Source organism: Helcobacillus massiliensis (genome assembly GCF_033106145.1).
GTDB lineage: Bacteria > Actinomycetota > Actinomycetes > Actinomycetales > Dermabacteraceae > Helcobacillus > Helcobacillus massiliensis.
On the sequence record NZ_CP136959.1, the window covers coordinates 1,766,669 to 1,790,503 of the forward strand.

The 23,835-nt window shown below is 68.9% G+C and carries 23 protein-coding genes; 7 read left to right on the forward strand and 16 right to left on the reverse strand.

The window, feature by feature from the left end; all coding sequences use genetic code 11:
* Nucleotides 1–3: 3 nt before the first annotated feature.
* The 7 genes from guaB to groES form a co-directional block, all read right to left on the reverse strand.
* Complete coding sequence (guaB, locus tag R3I40_RS08215; RefSeq protein ID WP_259924178.1) at nt 4–1,500, reverse strand: IMP dehydrogenase; 1,497 nt, start codon at nt 1,498–1,500, stop codon at nt 4–6.
* A gap of 114 nt (nt 1,501–1,614) precedes the next feature.
* On the reverse strand, nt 1,615–2,433 hold the full coding sequence (locus R3I40_RS08220; RefSeq protein WP_285261780.1) for a hypothetical protein: 819 nt from the start codon (nt 2,431–2,433) through the stop codon (nt 1,615–1,617).
* Complete coding sequence (locus tag R3I40_RS08225) at nt 2,430–3,452, reverse strand: pseudouridine synthase (protein ID WP_183375867.1); 1,023 nt, start codon at nt 3,450–3,452, stop codon at nt 2,430–2,432. The genes R3I40_RS08220 and R3I40_RS08225 overlap by 4 nt, the downstream gene beginning before the upstream one ends.
* 18 nt (nt 3,453–3,470) lie before the next feature.
* Nucleotides 3,471–4,133: a hypothetical protein gene (locus R3I40_RS08230; RefSeq protein WP_183375868.1), complete on the reverse strand. Its 663-nt coding sequence runs from the start codon at nt 4,131–4,133 to the stop codon at nt 3,471–3,473.
* Between the two features lie 143 nt (nt 4,134–4,276).
* Nucleotides 4,277–6,526: a choline BCCT transporter BetT gene (gene betT / locus R3I40_RS08235; RefSeq protein WP_285261779.1), complete on the reverse strand. Its 2,250-nt coding sequence runs from the start codon at nt 6,524–6,526 to the stop codon at nt 4,277–4,279.
* A 337-nt stretch (nt 6,527–6,863) separates the two neighbouring features.
* Nucleotides 6,864–8,453: a chaperonin GroEL gene (gene groL / locus R3I40_RS08240; protein WP_285261778.1), complete on the reverse strand. Its 1,590-nt coding sequence runs from the start codon at nt 8,451–8,453 to the stop codon at nt 6,864–6,866.
* A gap of 8 nt (nt 8,454–8,461) precedes the next feature.
* Complete coding sequence (groES, locus tag R3I40_RS08245) at nt 8,462–8,758, reverse strand: co-chaperone GroES (RefSeq protein ID WP_183375871.1); 297 nt, start codon at nt 8,756–8,758, stop codon at nt 8,462–8,464.
* A gap of 432 nt (nt 8,759–9,190) precedes the next feature.
* On the opposite strand from groES, the gene R3I40_RS08250 reads away from it, so the two are divergent.
* Complete coding sequence (locus R3I40_RS08250) at nt 9,191–9,385, forward strand: hypothetical protein (protein WP_183375872.1); 195 nt, start codon at nt 9,191–9,193, stop codon at nt 9,383–9,385.
* Between the two features lie 187 nt (nt 9,386–9,572).
* Here R3I40_RS08250 and R3I40_RS08255 read toward each other — a convergent pair whose 3' ends face one another.
* The 6 genes from R3I40_RS08255 to R3I40_RS08280 form a co-directional block, all read right to left on the reverse strand.
* A complete protein-coding gene (locus R3I40_RS08255) occupies nt 9,573–10,430 on the reverse strand; it encodes a metallophosphoesterase family protein (protein WP_285261777.1) in 858 nt (285 codons plus the stop codon).
* Between the two features lie 9 nt (nt 10,431–10,439).
* Nucleotides 10,440–10,997, reverse strand: coding sequence for a hypothetical protein (locus R3I40_RS08260; protein WP_239373750.1), 558 nt, complete (start codon nt 10,995–10,997; stop codon nt 10,440–10,442).
* Nucleotides 10,998–11,144: 147 nt separating this feature from the next.
* Entirely contained in the window at nt 11,145–11,516 is a 372-nt protein-coding gene (locus R3I40_RS08265; RefSeq protein ID WP_375544864.1) for a molybdenum cofactor biosynthesis protein MoaE, read from the reverse strand.
* Nucleotides 11,517–11,644: 128 nt separating this feature from the next.
* On the reverse strand, nt 11,645–12,130 hold the full coding sequence (locus R3I40_RS08270; protein WP_183375876.1) for a MogA/MoaB family molybdenum cofactor biosynthesis protein: 486 nt from the start codon (nt 12,128–12,130) through the stop codon (nt 11,645–11,647).
* Nucleotides 12,127–12,678 carry a cyclic pyranopterin monophosphate synthase MoaC gene (gene moaC / locus R3I40_RS08275; RefSeq protein WP_183375878.1) on the reverse strand — a complete coding sequence of 184 codons (552 nt, stop codon included), beginning with the start codon at nt 12,676–12,678 and terminating at the stop codon, nt 12,127–12,129. The genes R3I40_RS08270 and moaC overlap by 4 nt, the downstream gene beginning before the upstream one ends.
* Complete coding sequence (locus R3I40_RS08280) at nt 12,675–14,006, reverse strand: molybdopterin molybdotransferase MoeA (protein WP_285261776.1); 1,332 nt, start codon at nt 14,004–14,006, stop codon at nt 12,675–12,677. Before R3I40_RS08280 ends, moaC begins: the two co-directional genes overlap by 4 nt.
* 124 nt (nt 14,007–14,130) lie before the next feature.
* Between R3I40_RS08280 and moaA the strand changes: the two genes are divergently transcribed.
* Together moaA and R3I40_RS08290 are read left to right on the forward strand one after the other, a co-directional pair.
* The gene (gene moaA / locus R3I40_RS08285) at nt 14,131–15,228 is read left to right on the forward strand and encodes a GTP 3',8-cyclase MoaA (protein WP_375544863.1); all 1,098 of its coding nucleotides are present in this window, start codon (nt 14,131–14,133) and stop codon (nt 15,226–15,228) included.
* A gap of 2 nt (nt 15,229–15,230) precedes the next feature.
* Nucleotides 15,231–15,485 carry a MoaD/ThiS family protein gene (locus R3I40_RS08290; RefSeq protein ID WP_221187236.1) on the forward strand — a complete coding sequence of 85 codons (255 nt, stop codon included), beginning with the start codon at nt 15,231–15,233 and terminating at the stop codon, nt 15,483–15,485.
* Here the strand turns inward: R3I40_RS08290 and R3I40_RS08295 are convergent, their stop codons facing one another.
* On the reverse strand, nt 15,486–16,694 hold the full coding sequence (locus R3I40_RS08295) for a HesA/MoeB/ThiF family protein (protein ID WP_285261775.1): 1,209 nt from the start codon (nt 16,692–16,694) through the stop codon (nt 15,486–15,488). It lies immediately after the preceding gene.
* Nucleotides 16,695–17,019: 325 nt separating this feature from the next.
* Between R3I40_RS08295 and R3I40_RS08300 the strand changes: the two genes are divergently transcribed.
* Genes R3I40_RS08300 through R3I40_RS08315 form a run of 4 tightly spaced genes read left to right on the forward strand, consistent with a single transcriptional unit; the run spans nt 17,020 to nt 22,809 of the window.
* Nucleotides 17,020–18,009, forward strand: coding sequence for an ABC transporter permease (locus R3I40_RS08300; protein ID WP_183375885.1), 990 nt, complete (start codon nt 17,020–17,022; stop codon nt 18,007–18,009).
* Nucleotides 18,010–18,012: 3 nt separating this feature from the next.
* Nucleotides 18,013–18,978 carry an ABC transporter permease gene (locus R3I40_RS08305; RefSeq protein WP_183375886.1) on the forward strand — a complete coding sequence of 322 codons (966 nt, stop codon included), beginning with the start codon at nt 18,013–18,015 and terminating at the stop codon, nt 18,976–18,978.
* Complete coding sequence (locus tag R3I40_RS08310; protein ID WP_285261774.1) at nt 18,971–21,070, forward strand: ABC transporter ATP-binding protein; 2,100 nt, start codon at nt 18,971–18,973, stop codon at nt 21,068–21,070. Before R3I40_RS08305 ends, R3I40_RS08310 begins: the two co-directional genes overlap by 8 nt.
* Before the next feature lie 23 nt (nt 21,071–21,093).
* Nucleotides 21,094–22,809 carry an ABC transporter family substrate-binding protein gene (locus tag R3I40_RS08315; protein WP_285261773.1) on the forward strand — a complete coding sequence of 572 codons (1,716 nt, stop codon included), beginning with the start codon at nt 21,094–21,096 and terminating at the stop codon, nt 22,807–22,809.
* A gap of 96 nt (nt 22,810–22,905) precedes the next feature.
* On the opposite strand, the gene R3I40_RS08320 is transcribed toward R3I40_RS08315, so the two are convergent.
* Both R3I40_RS08320 and R3I40_RS08325 read right to left on the reverse strand, forming a co-directional pair.
* On the reverse strand, nt 22,906–23,550 hold the full coding sequence (locus R3I40_RS08320) for a hypothetical protein (RefSeq protein WP_285261772.1): 645 nt from the start codon (nt 23,548–23,550) through the stop codon (nt 22,906–22,908).
* The gene (locus tag R3I40_RS08325) at nt 23,540–23,830 is read right to left on the reverse strand and encodes a DUF6457 domain-containing protein (RefSeq protein WP_239373768.1); all 291 of its coding nucleotides are present in this window, start codon (nt 23,828–23,830) and stop codon (nt 23,540–23,542) included. Before R3I40_RS08325 ends, R3I40_RS08320 begins: the two co-directional genes overlap by 11 nt.
* Between the last annotated feature and the right edge of the window lie 5 nt (nt 23,831–23,835).

Genomic DNA, 23,835 nt, shown 5'->3' on the forward strand with positions numbered 1-23,835 from the left:
CGCTCACGCCGTGTAGTTCGGCGCCTCCATGATCGCGGCCATGTGGTGCGGGTGCGATTCCTTCAGCCCGGCCGGGGTGATGCGGACGAACTTCCCACGCTCCTTCAGCTCGTCGATGGTGTGGGCACCCACGTAGAACATCGACTGGTGCAGGCCGCCGGTGAGCTGGTGGATCACACCGCCGAGCGCACCCTTGTACGCCACGCGGCCCTCAATGCCTTCGGGGACGATCTTGTCGTCGGTGTCCACGTCGGCTTGGAAATAGCGGTCCTTGGAGAAGGACTGCTTGCCGCGGGACGCCATCGCGCCCAGCGATCCCATACCGCGGTAGGACTTGAACTGCTTGCCGTTGACGAGCACCACCTCGCCCGGGGACTCCTTCGTGCCGGCGAGGAGGGAGCCGAGCATGACGGTGTCGGCGCCGGCCACGAGGGCCTTGGCGATGTCACCGGAGTACTGGAGGCCGCCGTCGCCGATGAGGGGAACACCGGCGGGCCTGCACGCCTTGGATGCTTCGTAGATCGCGGTGACCTGCGGAACGCCCACACCGGCGACCACGCGGGTGGTGCAGATGGAGCCCGGGCCCACGCCGACCTTGACGCCGTCAGCGCCTGCGTCGACCAGCGCCTGCGCGCCCTCGCGGGTGGCGACGTTGCCGCCGATCACCTGGACGTCCCGGAAGTAGGAGTCCTTCTTGATGGTCTGGATCATCTCGCGGGCGAGGCGGGCGTGGCCGTTCGCGGTGTCGACCACGAGGACGTCCACACCGGCGTCGCGCAGCGCACCGGCGCGCTCCAGCGAGTCGCCGAAGAAGCCGACGCCGGCGCCGACGAGCAGGCGGCCCTGCCCGTCCTTCGACGCATTCGGGAACTGCTCGGACTTCACGAAGTCCTTCACGGTGATCAGGCCGGTGAGCTTGCCGGAGGGGTCGACCAGCGGGAGGCGCTCGCGCTTGTTGCGGCGCAGCATCGCGGTGGCGTCCTCGCTGGAGACGTCGCTGGGGGCGGTGAACACGTCGGTGGTCATGACGTCGCGCACCTTGGTGGTCTTCCATTCGGCGACGGGGATGAACCGCAGGTCGCGGTTGGTGCAGATGCCCAGCAGCATGTCCTGCTCATCGACCACGGGCAGGCCGGAGACGCGGAATTCGCCGCAGCGGGCGTCGAAGTCGTCGAGGGTGGCGTCGGGGCTGATGGTGACGGGGTTGGTGATGCGCCCGGTCTGAGTGCGCTTGACGAGGTCCACCTGGTGGGCCTGGTCGTCGATGGAGAGGTTGCGGTGTAGGATGCCGATGCCGCCGTGGCGGGCCATTGCGATCGCCATGCGCGCCTCGGTCACCGTGTCCATAGCGGCGGAGGCCAGCGGAATCCGCAGCGAGATCTCCCGGGTGAGGCGGGCGGTGGTGTCCGCATCCGACGGGATCACATCCGTCTCGCCGGGCAGCAGAAGAACATCGTCGTACGTCAGGCCAACAAAGCCGAAGGGATCTGCACTCGTCATGCACCTATGGTACCGGCCCTGAGCAGGCGCAGCAGGCGTGCGTGACGTGATCCATCGGGCATCCGGGGTGCTGCGGTCCGCTCCCCCGGGCGCACGGGGAGGCACGGGGCGCCGTCAGCCTCGGGGCTCTCGGCGGGCGGTGCGGTCTGCGCCGCGGCCAATGGTGCGACCGGCGCTGCGGCGGGCGTCGTCCAGCGCTGCTTCGAAGGCCGACGGGTCCTGCCATTCCGGCCGCCACCCCATGCCGAGGGAGCGCGCCATCGCCCGGTTGTCGCGGGTGCGGGAGGCGCGCAGCAGCGCCGCCATCTCCTGCGCGCGTGGGCCCGGGACGGGGCCGACGGAGGCCGCCGCGGCGAGGGCCCGGATGCCGTCGAACGAGGCGTCGTCCCAGCCGGAGAACGGCACCGTGATGCGCGCCGGTTCGGCCGCGGCGTCGGCCGGGCGGTACCAGATGTCGGTGCTTCCCTGGCGGCGCGGATCGGCATCGATCCGCAGGATCTGCTCCAGCGGAACCCGCTGCCCACGCGCGAACGGCCCGGGCCGGAGGGACACCGTGCCGGAGGCCGGGGCGAATCGGGCGTGGGGGTTGGTCAGGGCGAGCACCGCGAGCGCCAGGAGGGCCGTCACGGCCCAGGTGACTGCCCAGGCGGCGGCGAATTCGATCAGCTGTGCTGCCCAGAACGGCAGGTGGGCGCTGAGCTCCCAGCTGAGCGTGCGGATGCCGGGCGCGAATGCCGCGACCATGGTGCTGAGCGGTACGGCGAGCAGCGGCAGGCCCATCGAGGCGGCGGGGCGCCAGTGCGCGAGCACGGTGGGTCCGAGGATGATGCGGCCGGACGCGTCAGTCCGGGCGCGCACTGCATCAGGACGAGAGCGCGGGGCGTTCGTGCTGGGGCGCGACGCGTCAGAGCGCGGGTCCGGTGCGGTCGTCATCGCGGTGCCTCCGTGAGCCGGGTCGGGGTGGTGAAGGACCGCTCCTCCCCCGTGAGCGGGTCGGTGAAGGCCAGATGCACCGCCTGCAGCTGCAGGTCGATCCCGCCGGTGTCGCGGCGCTGCCGCTGTCCGGTGACCGGGTCGGGGGCGGGCTGCGGGTAGAGCTCGTCGCCGAGGATCGGCAGGCCCACATGCGTGCAGTGCAGACGCAGCTGGTGGGTGCGGCCCGTGTGCGGCACCAGGTCCAACAGGAACCGCGCGGCCCCGCCCTCGCCGGCACCGGGCGCCGCGCTCTCCCATCGGTCCACGAGGCGCATCGTGGAGTGCGCGGCCCGGCCGCCTGCATCCGAATGCGCCCAGATGTCGCCGTGGTCCTTGCGGATCGCTTCGCGCACATCCACCGCCTCCCCGGCGAGGAGGCGCTCGCGTGCGTGCCCGTGCGCGCCCGCATCCCAGCAGACCGCGCGGTACCGCTTCGTCACCCGGCCCGCCTCCGCGAACATCTGCTGGTAGGCGCCGCGCTCGGCGCGCACCTTCGACAGCGCCAGCAGGCCTGCCGTCTGCTTGTCGAGCCGGTGCAGCGGCGACAGCTCCTGGATCCCGTGCCGTACCCGCAGCCGCACCAGCGCGGAGCGCAGCACATGCTCTCCCCGCGGGATCGACGCAACGCCGGCGGGCTTGTCCACCACCAGCAGGTGCTCATCCTCGAACACCACCGGGATGTCGACCTCGTCCACCGGTTCGGGTGCGATCTCGCGGTGGAAGAAGATCTCCGAGGCGCGGGTGACGGCATCCGTCGGCCGGTAGGGGGCGCCGGAGCGGTCCACCACGTCCCCGCGCGCGAACCGCTCCCCCAGGTCCTGAGCCTCAGCGGAGACCAGCGCGGGGAAGCGGGCGGTGAGGACATCGCGGACGCTGCGGCCCGCCTCGTCGGCCGACGGCACCACCCGCACCGCATCCAGGCCGTGCCGCTGGGGCAGGGGTGAGGGGAGGCGGCGCGCCAGGCGGCGCCTGCTCATGACTCGGTCACCGGGCGATCACAGACCCCAGATCACGAACGTCAGCACATTGTGCGCCACGTAGAACAGCGCCGCCATCCCCAGCAGAACGTTCGGAAAGCGGTCCACGATCTTCAACGATCCGGGCAGCATGCGGTGCAGCTCAGCGGAGGTGATCTGCTCGACCCGCTCCACCCGCACCTGCGCGGCGGCAGCGGCATCCAGCATCTGCTCCTGGTTGGCGCCGCCGTACAGGCGGCCGGAGATGTTCGCGATGCGGCGGATGCCGGTCGCCATCACGATCACGGCGTCGTGCGCGTCCGGGGCGCCGTCCACCGCTTCGGCGGGGGCGCGGCGCACAATATCGGTGAACGCCCACACCGCGGAGACGTCCTCCCAGTCGATGCGGCGCGGCCAGCGCAGCAGGCCCCGCACCCGGATCCCACGGGAGTCCACCAGCACCGACTGCGTGGTCGCGCGGATCAGGTAGAACAGCGCGATGACCAGCATGCCCAGCCACACGAGCGCGGGAGCGGAGAACCACAGGTCGTGGAAGAGCCGCTCATCGCGCCACAGCTTCTGGCCGAGGAAGCTGATCACCACCAGGAAGTCCAGCACGATGACGAACACGAGAGCAGCGGCGAGGAACGCTGCGCGGGCGGAACGAGTCGGTCGCAGACGGATCTGGCCCTCTTTCCTCACCCTGATCCCTCCTCGTCTCTCACAGGTCACCCGGCATCGGCGGAAGCGCCATCCAGCAGTGATGGGGCCCCGCCCATCCTACGTGGACGGGTGGGGCCCCAGTCGCGAAACGCCGCGGAACGGACCGGCAGGTCAGAGAAGGATCAGACCGCTGCTGCCCCGTCCGCCGGGGGCGTCAGCACCGTGGACGCCTCGGTCGCACTCGCGTGCTGCAGGAACATCAGGTGGCCCTCGTAGTGGTCGAGGACGTCATCGATGATCTGCTGCGTGCTCAGCCCGTACACGTCGTACCCCTCGGACCCGGTCTGGGTGAACACTTCGAGGCGGTAATAGTGCTCCTCCTGGCTCTGCCGGCCGCCGAACGTCGGCACCGGCCGTTGCACGGCCGCCACCTGGTAGTGGAAGCTGCGGTCGTCCTGCATCGTCACCACGAGGGTGCGGGAGGTGACCGCCGCGGAATCGACGGATCCCGCCGTCGACCCGGTCGCGGTGGCGAGCTCAGCGGTCAGGCCGTGGCGACGGAACTCCGCGGCCACCTCGTCCAGAGCGGGCTCCACGGTGGAGTCCACGAACTTCCGCACGGTCTGCTTCGACGGGTAGGCGCGCATGGACGCCAGCCGCTGACGCCACGACCTCTCCGGCTCCCGACCGCCCGGCGCGCTGGACCGGGGAGTGCGCGGCAGGGCACCGCCCTCCCGCGCGGCCCGCTCCATCGCCAGCGCCTTCGAGAACGATGCCATCACCAGCCACGCGATGATCGTCACCGGCAGCGCGAAGATCAGCGTCGCGTACTCCATCGTGGTGACGCCGCCGGCCAGCAGCATCGCGCAGGTCAGCAGCGCAGTCAGCAGCGACCAGAGCACGCGCAGCCACTTGGCGCCGTCCTCCGACGGATCCGGAATGGTGGAGGAGAAGTTCGACATCACCATCGCGCCGGAGTTCGCGGACGTCAGGTAGAACAGCAGACCCGAAATGGTCGCCAGGATGATGAGGATCGTGGCGCCGGGGAACATCTCCAGCAGCGCGTACCAGCCGCGCTCCGGGAACTCCATCGCCAGCTGCGCGAACTTCTCATTGCCGCTGAGCACCTCGAAGATCGCGGAGTTGCCGAACAGGGACACGATCACGAAGTCGCACAGCACCGGCACGGTGATCGCCGCGATGACGAACTCGCGCAGGGTGCGGCCGCGGGAGATGCGCGCCAGGAACAGGCCCACGAACGGGCCCCATGCCAGCCAGAACGCCCAGAAGAACAGCGTCCACTTGCCCATCCAGGCGGAGCCGCCGTCCTCGTACACCATGGTCTGCATGAGTCGCTGCGGGGTGGTCCACAGGAAGCGGCCCACGTTCTCCACGAAGCCGTTGAGCAGGAACGAGGTGTGGCCGAAGACCAGGATGTACAGCATCATCGCGCCGGCGCTCCAGAGGTTGAGCTCGGACACGATGCGGATGCCCTTGTCCACACCGGAACGGGTGGCGGCCACGGTCAGCACCACCGCCACGATCACCAGCGAGACCTGCAGGCCGATCCCGTCGGACAGGCCGGGGATGAGGGTGGCGATGCCGGTGGACAGCAGCACCACGCCGATACCCATCGAGGTGGCCACGCCCATCACGGTGCCGACCAGGGCGAAGATGTCGATGACGTCGCCGGCGACACCGCGGATGCGCTTGCCGAACAGGGGGTAGAGGGCCGCGCGGATGGACAGGGGCATGCCCCAGCGGTACGCGAAGTACCCCATGGCCATGCCGAGCAGGGAGTACATGGACCAGCCGACGATGCCGTAGTGGAACATCGTCCACACCACGGCTTCGCGCAGCGCCTCCAGCGAGCGGGGCGCCTCGTTGACGGGCTCGACGTACTGCGTGATGGGGCCGGTCACCGAGTAGAAGAGCATGTCGATGCCGACACCGGCGGCGAACAGCATCGCCACCCAGGTGAAGAGCTTGTACTCGGGGCGGGAGTGGTCGGGCCCGATGCGGACCGAGCCCTCCTTCGACACGGCCACCTTGATCACGAAGCCGATGACGACGGTGACGGTGAGGACGTAGAACCAGCCGACGTTCTCCGCGATCCAGTCGACGATCGCCGCCATGGTGTTCTGCGCGTTGTCCGGCAGGAAGATCGCCCACAGGCTGAACGCCAGGATCACGGCGGAGGACACCCCGAACACGAGGCGGTTCAGGCGGGGACCGGACTCGGCGAGGTCGGTGGGGCCGCGGTGCTGCAGCTCCTCCTGGTCGCGGGGCGGGCGCTCGGCGTCCCGGCGGGCGAGGCGGGCCTCGCGCTCGGGGTTCCGACGGGTGCCGCCGTAGGACTCACGCTCGATGACGTGGGGGTCGTTCTCGGGCGGCACCGCAGCGTCGTGGTCCTCGGGATCTGTGCTTCTCATTCGACTCCTGACTTCAGCGCCGCGAGGAGGGGCCGCAGCGCAATCGGTCACTGCTGGCGCGCGGGTGCGCAGCCGTCTCAGGTCGGGCGCCCGTGCGCCTTCCGGGACGGCGGCGCAGTGGTGGGGCGCGGTGGTGAGTCGGTGGGCGCACTGAAGCGCGGACCGGCTCCCACGGTCAGCAGTGAGGGGGTTGGTTTACTGGGGGCGGCGCGTCGTCGCTGCTCGCCCGATGACTGACCCAGGCTACAGAAGGACCGAACCCCCGGCATCTTCTGCCGGGGGTTCGGATAGGGGTCTCACACGAGCGCCTCAGGCGCCTGTGCAGCGGGGGCGGAGATCAGTCCTCGTCCTCGTCCTCGCGCTTGTCGACCACGAGGGTCTCGGTGGTGAGCACGAGACCGGCGATGGAGGCCGCATTGCGCAGGGCGTTGCGGGTCACCTTCACCGGGTCGATGATGCCGGCTGCCGCCAGATCCTCGTACTCTTCGGTGGCGGCGTTCAGGCCGGTGCCGATCGGCGCCTGCTTGACCTTCTCCACCACGACGTAGCCTTCGAGGCCGGCGTTCTCGGCGATCCAGCGCAGCGGCTCCACAACGGCCTTGGCGACAGCGCGCACGCCGACTGCTTCATCGCCTTCGAGGCCGAGGTCGTCCTCGAGCACGGTGGCTGCCTGCACGATGGCGGAGCCGCCGCCGGAGACGATGCCCTCTTCGATCGCTGCGCGGGTGGCCGCAACAGCATCCTCGATGCGCATCTTCTTCTCTTTGAGCTCCACCTCGGTGTGAGCGCCGACCTTGATGACGGACACGCCGCCGGACAGCTTCGCGAGGCGCTCCTGCAGCTTCTCGCGGTCCCAGTCGGAGTCGGTGTTCTGGATCTCCGACTTGATCTGGGCGACGCGGTCGGCCACGGCCTCGTCATCGCCGGCGCCGCCGACGATGGTGGTGGCGTCCTTGGTGATGACGACGCGCGAGGCGGTGCCGAGATCAGCCAGGGTGGCGGTCTTCAGGTCCAGACCGAGGTCCGGGGTGATGACCTGCGCACCGGTGAGGGTGGCGATGTCCTGCATCATGGCCTTGCGGCGGTCGCCGAAGGCCGGGGCCTTCACGGCGGCGCCCTTGAAGGAGCCGCGCAGCTTGGAGACCACGAGGGTGGCGAGGGCTTCGCCCTCGACGTCCTCGGAGATGATGAACAGCGGCTTGCCGGTCTCGACGACCTTCTCCAGCAGCGGCAGGAGGTCCTGCACGTTGGAGATCTTGCCCTGGTTGATCAGGACGTAGGCGTCCTCGAGGACGACTTCCTGGCGGTCCGCATCGGTGACGAAGTGCGGGGAGATGAAGCCCTTGTCGAACTGCATGCCCTCGGTGAAGTCCAGCTCCAGCGCCGTGGTGGAGGACTCCTCCACGGTGATGACGCCGTCCTTGCCGACCTTCTCGAACGCTTCGGCGAGCAGCTCGCCGATCTCGCGGTCCTGGGAGGACACGGCGGCCACGCTCGCGATCTGGTCCTTCGAGGAGATCTCGATGGCGTTCTCAGCGAGGCGGTCGGAGAGCGCCTGGACGGCCTTCTCCATGCCGCGCTTGAGGCCGGCCGGGGCAGCGCCGGAGGCCACGTTGCGCAGGCCCTCGTGGACGAGCGCCTGGGCGAGGACCGTTGCGGTGGTGGTGCCGTCACCGGCGACGTCGTTGGTCTTGGTGGCGACCTCCTTGGCGAGCTGAGCGCCGAGATCCTCGAACGGGTCCTCGAGCTCCACCTCGCGGGCGATGGTCACGCCGTCGTTGGTGATGGTGGGGGCGCCCCACTTCTTGTCGAGGACGACGTTGCGGCCCTTGGGGCCGAGGGTCACCTTGACGGTGTCGGCGAGGCGGTCGACGCCGCGCTCGAGCGCGCGGCGTGCGTCCTCGTCGTAGATGATGTCTTTAGCCATGGATGGAATCAGCCTTCGATGATTGCGAGGATGTCACGCTGGCTCAGAACGAGGTACTCCTCGGAGCCGTACTTGAGCTCGGTGCCGCCGTACTTGGAGAACACGACCTTGTCGCCGAGCTTGACGTCCATGGGGACGCGCTGGCCCTTGTCGTCGAAGCGGCCCTCGCCGACGGCGACGACCTCGCCCTCCTGGGGCTTCTCCTTCGCGGTGTCCGGAATGATCAGGCCCGATGCAGTGACCTGCTCGGCTTCGAGCGGCTTGACGACGACACGGTCCTCGAGGGGCTTAATGGAGACCGACATGCGACCTCTCTCCTTTGACTCTTGATGATCAGAGATCAGCGGATCCATCGGTGGGGCGGTCGTCGTCGCGGTGCCGACCGGCCCGAATCCACTGGCTGGCACTCTCCGGCGGAGACTGCCAATGCGGTCAGCCTAGTGGCGGCATTGGCACTCATGCAACACGAGTGCCAACTGCGCCCGCACCCGTTCGCCAACGGTGAACCGACTGCCCCTGCGAGATGCTCAGCACTCCCGACCTGCGCTCCGGCAGGGCCCGAATGGGGACCCTGGTCCCACCCGGGGAGACTCGTTTCATAGAGCTGCGCCACAGACGGGGATCACAGGGTTCTGCGGCTCACAATTCGCTTGGGGCGGGCGACTCGGCCTCTTTAGAATGGAGTCACAAGCTTTGGCAGAGGCCGATGGGGAATCGGCGAGGAAGGGGCATTCGTTATGCAGAACGCAGCAGCATCCACCAAGTCCGCTCGCTGGACCGAGCGCTTCTTCGGCAACCTGAGCCGCAAGATGGTCGGCCAGGACGTGGAGCGCGGCAGCGTGGTCCCCGGTTCGCGCCACAACTCGAACGTCGCGGCCATCGCCCACAGCCACACCGCACAGGGCGTCACCGCTCTCGGCATCGGTCGCTGAGCCGCCCTCCCCGTCAGTACGCTGCAGCGCCACCTGGTTGACCCAGGTGGCGTTCTTCATGCCCGAAGCCCGGCCGAACGAATCCGCCGCACCGACTATTCGCCGCAGAGATTCTTCCCATTCATCATTCATTCATCTGAGTGAACAGATCTTCGCTGCGGGAATGCGAACCGTGTGGTTCGGGAATTCACTTCCGGCCCGCTGCTTCCACGATCCGGGTGATCGTGTCGGCATCGAACGAGTAGACCGGCTCGGTCACCTCGCCGGTGTCCCCTGCGTTCGGCCAGTGGAACGACTGAATGCGGCACCCGTCGGCCCCAACATCCACGAGGCTGGCGCCGCTGAGGCCGAGCGCGACCTCCTTCTCCCCCGCCTCGCCGGCGAGCGCGGCCGACGGATCCGTGACGTTGACGATGCCCGGCGCCACGTGCACCGGCACGCTCCCCAGCCGGCCGCTGGTCGCGGCGTGCAGATGGCCGGAGAGGATCAGGTCCACGCGGCCCTCCAGCAGCTCGCGCAGCTCGTCCAGGCCGTCGAGGCTGAGCGCCTGGAACAGTCGGGAGGTGACGGGGAAGGGCGGGTGGTGCAGCACGGCGATGGTCGGCCCGTCGACGCTCTCGGTGAGGATCGCTGCGACCTCCTCCCGCTGCTCGGCGCCCACGTGGCCGTATCCCGCGCGCGGAACTGAGGTGTCCAGAGTGATGATGCGGCCGTCGCCGACCCGTTGGCAGCGCACCGTGGGCAGCCCCGTCGCGGCATTCCAGCCCGCGGGCACATCGTGGTTGCCCATCGCGATGGTGTGCTCGGCGCCGTGGGCGCGGGCGAAGTCGCCGATCACGCGCTCGAGGTGGCGGTAGGAGTCCTCGGAGCCGTCATCGGAGGCATCACCGGAGTGGACGACCGCATCGAGCGGGCCGATGTCCGCGAGCCTGGTCAGAACGCCGTCGAGGGCGGCGCGGGCGTCGATCCGCCCCTGGTGGAGGACCGGTCCTCCACTGGGGTCCGCCGCGCTGATGTGCGTGTCGGTGAGGTGCAGGATGCGCATGGGCCCAGACTATCGACGCTGCGCGAGGCGCGCGCGGCGCCTCAACGGGTCAGCACCGTCCAGCAGGCTGGTGAGGGACACCAGCACCGGCAGCAGTCCGAGCAGCCACAGGGCGACCCCCATGAGCCGGCGCTGCGGGAACGGGACGGTGAGAAGTCGGCTGCGCCGATGCTCCGTGGGATCTGTGCTGCTTCCGGTCTCAGTTCCCGGCGGGGCGCCGAGGCCCAGGGGCGCCCCTGCCCGTGCGCGCTCGGGTTCGGGAGCGGGCGCGTCGTCGGTCTCGGTGCGGCCGGACTCGGACCGCAGCGCGTACAGCATGAAGCCCACCATGCCCAGGAGAACCGGTGCGGACGAGGGGATCTCCAGGTCCTCGCGGATCCGGGTCGGGATGCGCCTGATGATCCGCGTGATGCGGCGGATCTCGCCGATGCGGGCACGGGCGGGCCGGCGGCGCAGCCGCTGCTCGTCCGCCATTCGTCGCAGGTCCTGTTCGATCGCGGCTCCGTCGGCCCCGCGCCAGGCCTCCCTGGTGCGCCAGCGCTCGAGGTCCGCGAGCAGGCGCTTCACCCCGCGCTCGGAGAGGCCGACGACCGCCAGGCGGATGCGGTGGGCCTCGAGTGCGTCGAGGACGGCTCGGGCGAGCGGCAGGCTGCTCAGCTGCTCGGGGGCACGTCCATCGCGAACAGGACCCCGCGGACGTGGTCGAGGTTCAGATCAGCCAAGGGCCGCGACCCATTCCTGGGTGCCGTCGTCGAAGTGCTGCTCCTTCCAGATCGGAAGCCGCGCCTTCACCTCGTCGACGAGCACGTCGCACGCCTCGAACGCGCGCTTGCGGTGCGGGGCGGCGACGGCGCAGGCGAGCGCGCAGTCGCCGATGCTGAGGGGGCCGTAGCGGTGCGCCGCCGCGATGATGACGTCCGGGAACCGCCCGGTGACGTCCGCCAGCACCTCGTCCATCACCTGCTGGGCCGACGGGTGCGCCGTGTAAGCCAGGCGCTGAACCCCGCGGCCCTCGTCGTGGTTGCGGACCACGCCGTCGAACGTGACCACGGCGCCGCAGCGCTCATCCGCGACGAGCCGCGCCATCTCCTGCACGCTCACGGCCTCCTCGGTGACGAGGGCGAGGCGCATGCGGTGCTCAACGGGTCCGAGGCTGGGGTCGCGCGGATCCTGCGGCCGGACCATGTCCTCGGGCAGCACGGAGGAGTCGCTGCTCATTCGTGGCCGCCTCCGTCGCGCTGCTCCATCAGGTGGGCGAGCATCGGCTCCAGCACCACCATGCCGTCGCGCACGCCCCCGCGGGAACCGGGCAGGTTGACGATGAGGGTGCGGCCGTTGAGGCCGGCCAGACCGCGGCTGATGGCGGCGAGCGGCGTGTTATCCAGGCCGCGGTGGCGGATCGCTTCGGGGATGCCGGGCAGCTGCCGCTCCAGGTAGGGGGCGGTCTGCTCCGGGGTGACGTCGCTGGGGCTGATGCCGGTGCCGCCGGAGGTGATGATGACGTCGGCGCCGGCCTGCAGGGCGCGGCCGATCTGCTCGCCGACCTCGGGGCCGTCGGGCACGATGACGCGCTCGGGCACCGTCCAGCCGAGGGCGGTGAGCCAGTCGGTGAGGATGGGGCCGGTGCGGTCCTCGTAGGTGCCGTCGGCGGCGCGGGTGGAGGCGATGATGACCTGCGCGGTGAAGGGGTGGTCGGTCATGGTCGGGGGGTCTCCTCGTTCTCGGGGGTGCGGGACCAGTCGCCGCTCTTGCCGCCGGATTTGGCGAGGACGCGGGTCTGCTGGATCACGGCGAGGTGGTCCACGGCTTTGATCATGTCGAACAGGGTGACGGCGGCGATGCTGGCGGCGGTCAGCGCCTCCATCTCGACCCCGGTGCGGCCGGTGGTGCGCACCTGCGCGGTGACGGTGATCGCGTCCGTGCCGGTGGGCGCGAAGTCCACGCTGACCTTCGTGATCGGCAGCGGGTGGCACAGGGGCACGAGCTCACTGGTCCGCTTCGCCGCCATGATCCCCGCAACGCGGGCCACGCTCAGCGCCTCCCCCTTCGGGAGGTCACCGGTCATGATCTTCTCGATGACGTCGGCGCGGGTGACGAGAGTGGCTTCAGCGGTCGCTTCGCGGGTGGTGACGGACTTGTCGGTGACGTCGACCATGTGGCTGGATCCGTCGGCCCGCACGTGCGAGAGGCCGCCGGCGCCCGCGGCGGGGTCGCCGGCTGCTCGGGTGTCACTGTTGTCGCTGGTCATGTCAGCACCATCACCTCGAAGGAGTCGCGGTCGTGGATCGTGGTCGTGTCCGCTGGGATGATCACCAGGGCATCGGCGAGGGCGAGGGCGCCCAGCAGGTGGGATCCGGGCCCGCCGACGAGCCGGACGGTCGAATCGGTCTGGATGCGGCCGCGGCGGATCTGGGTGCGTCCCGGCGGGGAGGCCTCATCCTCTCCGGTCTGGGTGCGCACCTCCAAACGCACACGCGGCCGGGCGGACGCGCCGACGGCCTGACGCACGAACATCTCCAGGCTGACCAGCGCGGAGACGGGGTTGCCGGGCAGTGCGATCCACGCGACCTCCTCCCCGCTGGAGCGGGTGAACACGCCGAGCCCCTGCGGGCCGCCGGGCTGCATGGCGACGGTGTGGAACGCCAGCCGCAGCGGGGAGCCCTCCAATCGGGCGGCCTGCCGGATCGGCTCCACAGCGCCGGCGCTGACGCCGCCGGAGGAGACGATCAGCTGCGCGCCGGTCTCCCGCAGCGCCATGGTGACGGTGTCGATCAGGGCGCGCGGGTCGTCGCCCACGCGCACGCAGCGGACAGCGTCCACCCCCATCTCGCGCAGTGCCGTGACGAGGGCGGGGCCGTTGGCGTCGCGCACCTGCCCGGCGTCCTCCCCCAGTTCGGCGCCGGTGGAGACGACAACGGCGCGCAGGCGCTCGGTCACCTCCACGCTCTGCAGGCCGACGGAGGCCAGGTGTCCGATGAGCCGCGGCGTCAGCACCGTGCCGGCGCGGGCGGCGACATCCCCCGCTTCCGTGTCGGAGCCGGCCCGGCGGATGAACCGGCCGACCTCCCGGTGCTGCGGGCCGAGGGTGATCGTGATGGCCTCGGCGCCGATGCCGCTGGCGTCGCCGGTGCGGTGGTCGTTGAGGCCTCCGTCGGCTCCCGTGTCCTCGGGGCGGAGTGCGGCGATCTGCGCGAATCGGCCGAGGTCCGTCTCCTCCACGGGGACGATCGCGTCGCACCCCTCGGGGGTCGCGGCGCCGGTCATGATGGCGCGCGCCGTGTGGGGGTCGAGCACTCCGGGGTCATGGCCGGCGGGGATGATCGGGCCGAGCTTGAGGGTGAGGGGCTGCCCGTCGGCTGTGGAGCGGGTGCTGTCGGTGGAGATCGCGAAGCCGTCCATGGCGGAGTTGTCCCGCGCGGGGATCGCGATGGGTGAACGCACATCGGCGGCGAGGCGGCGACTGGTCGCATCCAGGAGGTTGACCGTCTCCACCGGGGCCAGATCGCGCGGGGCGATGCGGGCGATGAGGTCGCGCACCGCCTGCTGATGCTCATCGATCCGAGTGGGGGCGGACATCGTGACCTCCTCGTGGTGTGAGCCGGGATGACCGTCCCTTCAGGTTATCGCGGACCACCAGTAGGCTGGTGGGACCTCGGGGCCCGACGCGCTCCGAGCCGATCGAGAAGAGGTGAATGCGCTGATGGCAGTCTCCCTCGGCATGCCGAGGCCGCGATCGGTGGATCCGACCACCACGGACCTCTCCACTGATGGCCGCCCGAACGTCCCGGGGCTCATCGACCGATTCGGCCGCACCGCGAACGACCTCCGGGTCTCCCTCACCGACTTCTGCAATCTCCGCTGCACCTACTGCATGCCGGAGATGGGCATGGAGTTCCTGAAGAAGAACCAGCTGATGAGCGTGGATGAGATCGTGCGACTCGTCCGCATCGGCGTGGAGCACCTCGGCGTGGACCAGGTGCGCTTCACCGGCGGAGAGCCGCTCACCCGCCCCGATCTCGCGGAGATCATCGCGGGGGTCGCCGCGCTCGAGCCGCGCCCCAACATTGCGCTGACCACCAACGCCATCGGTCTGGACATCCGCGCCCAGGAGCTGGTGGATGCGGGCCTGGACCGCATCAACGTGTCCCTGGACTCCGTGGTCTCCGAGACGTTCGAGGCGATGAGCCGCCGCCCCCTGCTGCACCGCGTCCTGGCGGGGCTGGAGGGCGCGCAGGCTGCGGGCCTGGACCCGATCAAGGTGAACGCCGTCCTGCAGCCCGGTGTGAACGACCATGAAGCGCCGGACCTGCTGCAGTGGTGCCTGGACCGCGGCTTCGAACTGCGGATCATCGAGTACATGCCGATCGACGGCGGCAAGGCCTGGAACCGCACGTCCATGATCACTGCGGCCGATGTGCACGCGATCCTCTCAGGCCGCTTCCTGCTGACCCCGACTGCTGAACCGCGCGGCAGCGCCCCCGCGGAGACCTTCCAGGTGCGCCTGCGCGAGGCGGGCCCGGACTCCGAGGTGCTCGGCACCGTCGGTGTGATCGCCTCGGTCACGCAGCCGTTCTGCGCCGCCTGCACCCGCACGCGGCTCACGGCCGAGGGCCGGGTGCGCACCTGCCTGTTCTCCCATGAGGAGACGGACCTGCTGGATCTCATGCGCGGCGGCGGCAGCGATGAGGACATCGCTGACCGGTGGCGGGCCGCCCAGTGGGGCAAGCAGGCCGGTCACGGAATGAACCGGCCCGACTTCGTGCAGCCCGACCGCCCCATGTCCGCAATCGGAGGATGAGAATGTCTGAGAATCCGTCGGTCGATGTCCGCTTCTTCGCCGGCGCCGCCCACGCCTTCGGCACGCAGCAGCGCACCGTGCAGGCCGACACGTTCGGTGCTCTGCTGGCGGCGCTGCGCTCGGATGCGAGCGAGGATGCGCGCACGGTTCTGTCGCGCAGCAGCTTTCTGCTGAACTCCGCCGCCTGCTCGGATGAGTCGGCGGCGCTGAGCGCCGGTGACCGGGTGGACGTTCTGCCCCCGTTCGCCGGCGGCTGATCAGCTGGCGCCGGCCGCGTAGCCGCCGGCCATGTCCGCAACCTCGATGCCGAGCTGGGCGAGCTGCGCCTGCGTCTTCGCGCTGCGGCCGCCGGCCTGGCAGTGGATGATCGCGCCGCTGAGCTCCTGCGGATCCGAGAAGGGGCCGACGGGTGCCCCCTCGCCTGTGCGCGCGAACTCCAGCAGTCGTCCCATCGGAATGTGGATCGAGCCGGGCAGCATCCCGCCGGCGACCTCATCCGCCTCGCGGATGTCGATGAGAGTGCGCTCCCCCGCCGCCGCTGCGGCCAGGGCCTCCTGAGGGGTGAGGATCTCTGCGTGCATGGTTCCGTCGGCCTCCTTGGTGGTCGGTTCGGTGAGGTTCGGTGCGGTCGTGGTGCCGCGCTCCACGGGGGCGAAGCCGCAGGTGAGGGCCAGGTCCTCGACCTCGGTGACGGCCTCGCGGCCCGGGGTGCGGCGCAGCGGCAGGTAGTCCCATTCGCCGCGCAGCGCATCGAAGATGCCGACGCGCCCGAGCAGCGGCTCACCCACGCCGCTGAGGACCTTGACCGCTTCCATCGCCATGGACGTGCCGATCACGCCGACCACGGTGCCGATGACCCCCGCTTCGGAGCAGGAGGGGATCTCTCCCGGTTTCGGAGGATTCGGGTGCATATCGCGGTAGGTTATGCCGCGACCTGAATCGCTATAGAACACCGACAGCTGTCCGTGGAACCCCAGGATCGACCCCCATACGAGGGGGAGGTTGAGGATCTCGCAGGCGTCAGAGACGAGGTAGCGGGTGGGGAAGTTGTCGGTGCCGTCGAGCACCAGGTGATGGCCGGCGAGCTGCTCGAGGACGGTGTCCGCGCGCAGGGAGTCCGGCACGGCCGTGATCTCCACCGCGGAGTTCAGGGCAGAAACCGCGCGCACTGCCGATTCCACCTTCGGGCGCCCGACCGATTGTTCGGTGTGGAGGATCTGCCGCTGCAGGTTGGACTCGTCCACCACGTCCGGGTCGAACACCGTGATCCGGCCGACCCCGGCGGCCGCGAGGTACTGCAGGATCGGAGATCCGAGCCCTCCGGCACCCACCACCGCGACCCGCGCCCCGAGGAGCCGGCTCTGTCCGGGCTCACCGAACTCGGGCAGCAGGAGGTGGCGGGAGTAGCGCCGCGCCTCCTGGGCACTGAGGGGTTCGGGTCGGCGAGGAGCGGGGTCTGCATTCATATTCATCATCCTGCCACCGGATGACGAACGGGCAAATATAACAAGTCGGTAACGCCCGTGATCTAGGCAACGAGTGCCCCCTCTCACATGAGGTAAGGTTCATCGAGAGCTGGCCCACAGTCCCCGTCTTTCAGCGATGAAAGAGCAGGTCAACTCACCTTCGCCGCCACCGGCGCACCCCACGCACCATGGCCGGCCGGATCCGACGCCGAGCGCCCGCTGACCCAGCGGACGCTGACCCGAGAGGAGCATGCATGTCCTGCACAGCCCAGCCCCTCCCGGCGGCATCGAAGACGTCCCCTACTGTCCGAATCGGAGACCTTCCGTGATCAAATACCTCCTCAGGAGGCTCGTCAATTACCTGATCCTCACGGTGATTGCGACCCTCTTCGCGTACATCGCGGCCTCGTCGTTCTTCTTCCCTCGGCGGAAGTACCTGACGTCCAGCGAGCCGATCCCCGAAGCATCGGTGGACGCGATCCTCGACCGCGTCAACATGAACGACAAGACCCCCGTGCTGGAGCGCACCTGGCGGTGGATCACCGACGTGTTCACCAAGCCGTGGATCCAGAAGCTCAACGAGGACCTCAACGGCGACTGGGTCATGCATCAGCTCGGCCTGCGCGCCGGCGTCTCCCTGCAGCTGCTGTTCGCCGGTGTCCTCATCGGGGCGATCCTCGGCGTCACCCTCGGCGTGTGGGGCGCGGTCCGCCAGTACAAGGCGAGCGACCAGATCGTCTCCTACGCCTCGTTCGTGCTGATCTCCACCCCGACCTTCGTGCTCGGTCTGCTGCTGATGGTGCTCACCACCTGGCTGAACAACTCCCTCGGCTTCCAGCTGATCCGCTTCACCGGCGCCTACACGCCCGGGGTCGAGGACGGACTACCGAAGCTGCTGGACCGGTTGAACCACATGATCCTGCCGACCATCGTGCTGATCCTGTTCTCCGCCGCCGGCTACTCCCGCTACATGCGGTCGGTCATGCTCGATGTCCTCGGCTCGGACTTCATCCGCACCGCGCGTGCGAAGGGCGCCACCCGCAACCACGCCCTCATCAAGCACGGCGTGCGCGTGGCACTGATCCCGATGTCCACCTACTTCGCCTACGCCTTCGGCACCCTGGTGGCCGGCTCGGCGTTCCTGGAGATCATCTTCTCCTGGGCCGGCATGGGCCAGTACGGCATCAACGCGGTGCAGGTCTCCGACGTCAACGCCCTCACCGGCAACGTGTGCTTCACCGCCGTCATCATCCTGTTCTCTTCCATGCTGTCGGAGATCCTCTACGCAGCGCTCGACCCGAGAGTGAGGGTCTGACCCATGTCAACGAACAACCCCGCACCTCCTGCAGACACCGCCCCGGACCTCCCCCAGGACCTGGAGCCCACCGCACCCCTCTCGGATGAGGCGACCGACAAGAAGCGCGAGCGCCCGATCTCCCGCTCGCAGCTGGTCTGGCGCCGCCTCAAGCGCAAGCCGAACTTCTGGATCGGCGGCGTCGTGATCGCCGGCATCGCCCTGTTCGCTGCGTTCGGCGGCATGATCAACGTGTACGAGCTCAATGAGCAGGACATCTACAACTTCAACTCCCCGCCCTCCAGCCAGCACTGGTTCGGCACCGATTCGATCGGCGTGGACCTGTACGTCTCGCTCGTGCACGCCCTGCGCAAGTCCCTGCTGATCGGCTTCCTCGCGGCCCCGCTGGCCACCCTCATCGCCGCGTTCTTCGGCTCGCTCGCCGGCTACCTCGGCGGCTGGGTTGAGATGCTGATGAACTGGCTCGTGAACCTGCTGCTCGTGCTGCCGGTGTTCTACGTCCTGATGATCGTCTCGCCGATGCTCGCCTCGCAGTCCTGGCTGATCCTCGTGGTCGCGATCGGCGCGTTCGGCTGGATGATCATGGCGCAGATCGTGAAGAACCAGACCAAGTCGCTGAAGGACCGCGAGTACGTCAAGGCCGCGCGCTACATGGGCGTGGGCACGTTCACCATCCTGCACCGCCACATCATCCCGAACGTGGCTTCGCTGCTGATCGTGGACGCCGCCATCGGCGTCAGCGGCGCCGTCCTCTCTGAGACCGCCCTGTCCTTCTTCGGCCTCGGCATCCAGCCGCCTGACATCTCCCTCGGCGTGCTCATCGCCCAGGGCCAGAACGCGGCCATCACGCGCCCGTGGCTGTTCCTGTTCCCCGCCGCTTTCCTCGTCGCCCTGCTGACCGCCGTGAACCTCGTCGGCGATGCGCTGCGCGACGCCATCGACCCCACCAGTGAGGTGAACCGTGCCTGAGCCCCTGCTCCGCGTTCAAGACCTGTCGGTCTCCTTCCCCAACCAGAACGGGCTCGTCCGCGCCGTCCGCGGCGTCAACTACGAAGTCCACGAGGGCGAGTTCCTCGGCATCGTGGGCGAGTCCGGGTCGGGTAAGTCCGTCTCCTCGATGGCAGTGATGGGCCTGCTGCCCTCCAGCGCCCAGATCGAGGGCAGCATCACCTACCGCGGTGAATCGCTGCTCCACAAGAGCGATCGCGAGCTCTCCGACCTGCGCGGCCGCGAGATCTCGATGATCTTCCAGGACCCGCTGTCGGCTCTGACGCCGGTGTACACCATCGGTCAGCAGATCGAAGAGGCGCTGACGCTCCACAACAAGAACGTCTCCGCCGATGCGCTGCACAAGCGCGCGGTCGAACTGCTGAAGATCGTCGGCATCCCCGGCGCGGAGCGCCGCGTCAAGGCGTTTCCTCACGAGTTCTCCGGCGGCATGCGTCAGCGCGCCATGATCGCCATCGCCATGGCGAACGACCCGCAGCTGATCATCGCCGATGAGCCCACCACCGCTCTGGACGTCACCATCCAGGCGCAGATCCTCGAGGTGCTGCAGAAGGCGAAGGAGGTGACCGACGCTGCCGTCGTCCTCATCACCCACGACCTCGGCGTGGTCGCCGGCAACGTGGACCGCGTGGCCGTCATGTACGCCGGCAAGCTCGTGGAGAAGGGCGATGTGGACGAGGTCTTCGCCCAGCCGCGCATGCCGTACACGATGGGCCTGCTGCGCTCGGTGCCGAACATGCTGACCGCCGGCAAGGAACGCCTCGTTCCCCTCGAAGGCCGCCCGCCGAGCCCGGCCTCGCTGCCGAAGGGCTGCCCCTTCGCTGATCGCTGTCCGGCCGCGATCGACATCTGCTGTCAGGAGGAGCCCGAACTGCTCGGCTTCGAGGACGTGCCCGGCCGCACCGCCGCCTGCCACCGCGCCGGCGAGATCGCCGCCGGCACCCTCACCAGCGCTGACATCTTCCCGCGCCCCGAGTACGTGCCCCACGCGATCGAGGACTCCGATGCCCTCGCCCCGATTGTGGAGGCCGAAGGCCTCGTGCGCCACTTCCCGCTGATGAAGGGCTCGGTGTTCCGTCGCCAGGTCGGCGCTGTGAAGGCCGTGGACGGTGTGGACTTCGAGATCCGCCCCGGCCAGACCCTCGGCCTCGTGGGCGAGTCCGGTTCCGGCAAGTCCACCACCGCCCTGGAGATCATGGAGCTGGTGAAGCCGCAGGCCGGCCGCCTCGTGGTCGACGGCACGGACGTCTCCACGCTCACCGCGAAGCAGCGTCTGGCGATGCGCCGGCACGTCCAGATCGTGTTCCAGGACCCGATGGCGGCGCTGGACCCGCGCATGCCGGTCGGCGAACTGATCGCCGAGCCGCTGACCGTGCAGGGCGTGCCGAAGGCTGAGCGCCACCGCAAGGTGCGCGAACTGCTGGAGCGCGTGGGCCTGTACGCCTCGATGGCGGACCGCTACCCGCACGAGTTCTCCGGTGGTCAGCGTCAGCGCATCGGCATCGCCCGTGCTCTGATCACCGAGCCGAAGCTGCTCGTGCTGGACGAACCCGTGTCCGCTCTGGACGTGTCCGTCCAGGCCGGTGTCATCAACCTGCTGGAGGACCTGCGCGACGAGCTCGGCCTCAGCTACCTGTTCGTGGCCCATGACCTCGCGATCGTCCGGGAGATCTCGGACTACATCGCGGTGATGTACCTGGGCCGCATCGTCGAATACGGTCCGGTGAAGGACGTGTTCGAGCACCCCAAGCACCCGTATACGCGGGCCCTGATGTCGGCCGTGCCGGTCCCCGACCCGGCAACGGAGCGGTCGCGTCAGCGCATTCTTCTCCAAGGGGACCTGCCGAGCCCCACGGAGACGATCACCGGCTGCAACTTCGCATCCCGGTGCCCCCTTCGACCGCTGCTCAGCGACGAGCAGCAGTCCCGGTGCCGGACGGACGACCCCGCCGGGGTCCCCCACGGCGCATCGCGAGTGGCGTGCCACTACGCCGATGAGATCTCACGTCTCGACAACGTGGACACATCCAATCTCGTCACTGGTGCCCAGTGACGTTCTAAGGAAGAGAGAACACCATGAAGATTTCGACGAACCGTCGTCTGTTCCTCCAGGGAACCGCTGTCACCGGCGTGGCCGCAGCCGTTGCGGGCTGCTCGCAGAAGACCTCCGAGCAGCAGGCTGAGGAAGCGAAGAAGGACAACGAGAAGAAGGCCAAGGAGCAGGCCGAGCTGCCCTCCACCGCGTGGGAGAAAGTCGAGTACGCCGACGTCAAGGACGGCGGCTCCCTCAGCATGGCGATCTCCCAGATCCCCGCGAACTGGAACAACTCCCACCCGGACGGCAACGAGGTCTCGCTGACCACGATCATGGGCCCGCTCGGCGACAACAACGGCATCGCGGTCCTCGAGGACGGCAAGCTGGAGTTCCGTCCCGAGTACATCGAATCCGCCGAGATCACCAGCGAGGACCCGCAGATCGTCACGGTGAAGTACAACAAGGACGCAAAGTGGGACGACGGCAAGCCCGTCACCACCAAGGACTACGCGGCGTACGCGAAGGCGATGTCCGGCAAGGACGAGGCCTACACCGTCACCTCCACCCAGGGCTGGGAGCTCATCAAAGAGGTCCGTCCGAAGGGTGACTTCGAGATGGAGGTGGAGTTCGAGAGCTCCTTCCCCGACTGGATGGCCTTCCTCTACCCGGGCATGCAGGAAGAGGTCGCCAAGGACCCGAAGAAGTGGAACGAGGGCCACATCAGCGAGCCCATGCCGGGCAAGGGACCGTTCAAGATCGCAAACCTCGACAAGAACGGCGGCGTGGTCACCCTTGAGCGCAACGACAAGTGGTGGGGTGAGAAGGCGAAGCTCGACAAGATCATCTTCCGCGTTGTGACCCAGCAGAACGCCCCGCAGGCGTTCGCCAACGGCGAGATCGACATGATCGACATCGCTGACGGCGACACCTACGGCCAGGCCAAGGGCCGCAAGGACGCCGACATCCAGAAGTCCAACGGTCTGACCTGGACCCACCTGACCATCAACACCAAGTCCGCCGAGGGTGCGCTGGGTGACGTCAAGGTGCGCGAGGCGATGTTCAAGGCCATTAACCGCGACGCCGTCGGCCGCGCCGTGGTCGGTCCGCTGGACGCCCCGGTGGTCCTGGCGAACAACTACATCTTCATGCCGGGCCAGGAGGGCTACGAGGACTCCTTCGGCGGATCCCTCGACGCCCCTGATGCCGCTGCTGCGGAGAAGGTGCTCCAGGACGCCGGCTACAAGAAGAACGGCAAGGTCTACGAGAAGGACGGCAAGAAGCTGGCCTTCGAGATCGTGATCCCGGCCGAGACGAAGTCCAACTCGGACCGCGCCTCGCAGGTGATGAAGGACCTCAACGCGATCGGCTTCGAGGTCAAGCTGAAGACCGTTCCGCCGGACGCGTACTTCTCCGAGTACATCCTCAAGGGCTCCTTCTCCGCTGTGACGTTCTCGTGGGTGGGCAGCTACCTGCCGCAGCTCGGCGGCATCAACCTGTTCCTCCCCGGCTCGGCGCAGAACTACTCCGGCTACGAGGATCCGGCTCTGAAGGACATCGCGAAGAAGGTCCAGACCGAGCTCGACCCGCAGAAGCGCATCGACGCCTCCAATGAGTTCTCCAAGAAGCTCGCCGAAGGCTACGCGGTGCTCCCGTTCTACGCCACCCCGATCGTGGTCGGCGTGAAGAAGGGCCTGGTCAACATCGGTGCCGCGCAGTTCGAATCCACCGACTGGACCAAGGTCGGCTTCAAGGCCTGATGCCCGTCTCCAGCTGACGCGCTGACGATCAGAGCGGCCCCGCATCCGTCACGGATGCGGGGCCGCTCCTCGCTATATCAGCGCCTGCAGGCCGATCTACACCAGCGCCTGCAGGGCGATCAGGCCGACGGAGGCCGCCAGCACCGCAATGCTGATGCCGTTCAGCCGCACCTGCATCGCCCCGGTCAGCTCACCGTCCACCAGATGATGGTCCTGGTAGCCGTCCACCCGCTCCTTCAGCGGCCACGCCGCCGACGCCTTCTGCTCCGCCAGCAGCTGCGCACTGGACGTCTGCCCCATCGGCGCGGTCGGCGGCTTCTTCGAGGACGTCCGCGAGAAGGCGTCCAGCAGGCCCTGCTTCCGGATCGCCGGGGCGCTCCACGCCGTCACCGTCCGGTTCTCGCCGCGGGCATCCACCGCATCGATCTTCAGCATCGACCCGATCCGCACTCGATCCACCGCGCTGTACGGGATCCGGTAGGTGTGCAGAATGTTCCGCACCTCCATGCGGTCGGTGAACACACGCACGCCCGGCAGGATCATCACCACCACCAGCAGCGCCGCGATCAGCAGCATCACCGGGCCGAAGCGTCGGAGCCCGTCGGCCGCCCCCACCGCGAGGACGGCGTTGCCCACGAGGATGATCACCAGCGCCAGCGCAACCACGCCGATCCACAGGCTGGAGCGCGCCCGCAGCGTCTCCAGCGGCCGGTCAGTGGTTCCGCTCGGCTCAGCGGTCATCAGCGGGGTGCTCGTCCATGCGGGCGCGGACTGCGGCGCGGACCGTGTCCGCGGCGTCCTGCCAGGAGGCGGCGCGGCCGGTGCCCACGAGGTAGCCGATCAGCAGCGACGCGATCGGTCCGGCGGGGCGCACAATGCCGTGCGCGGTGACACCGGTGACGCCGAGGATGCGGTCCCGGGCGTCGTCGTCGATCGCCGGCATGCCGTCCACCTCCGCCGTGAGCGAGTCGATGAACGCCTGCAGCTCCGCCATCGTGGCGGGGTCGTCGCGTCGAGCCATAGTTC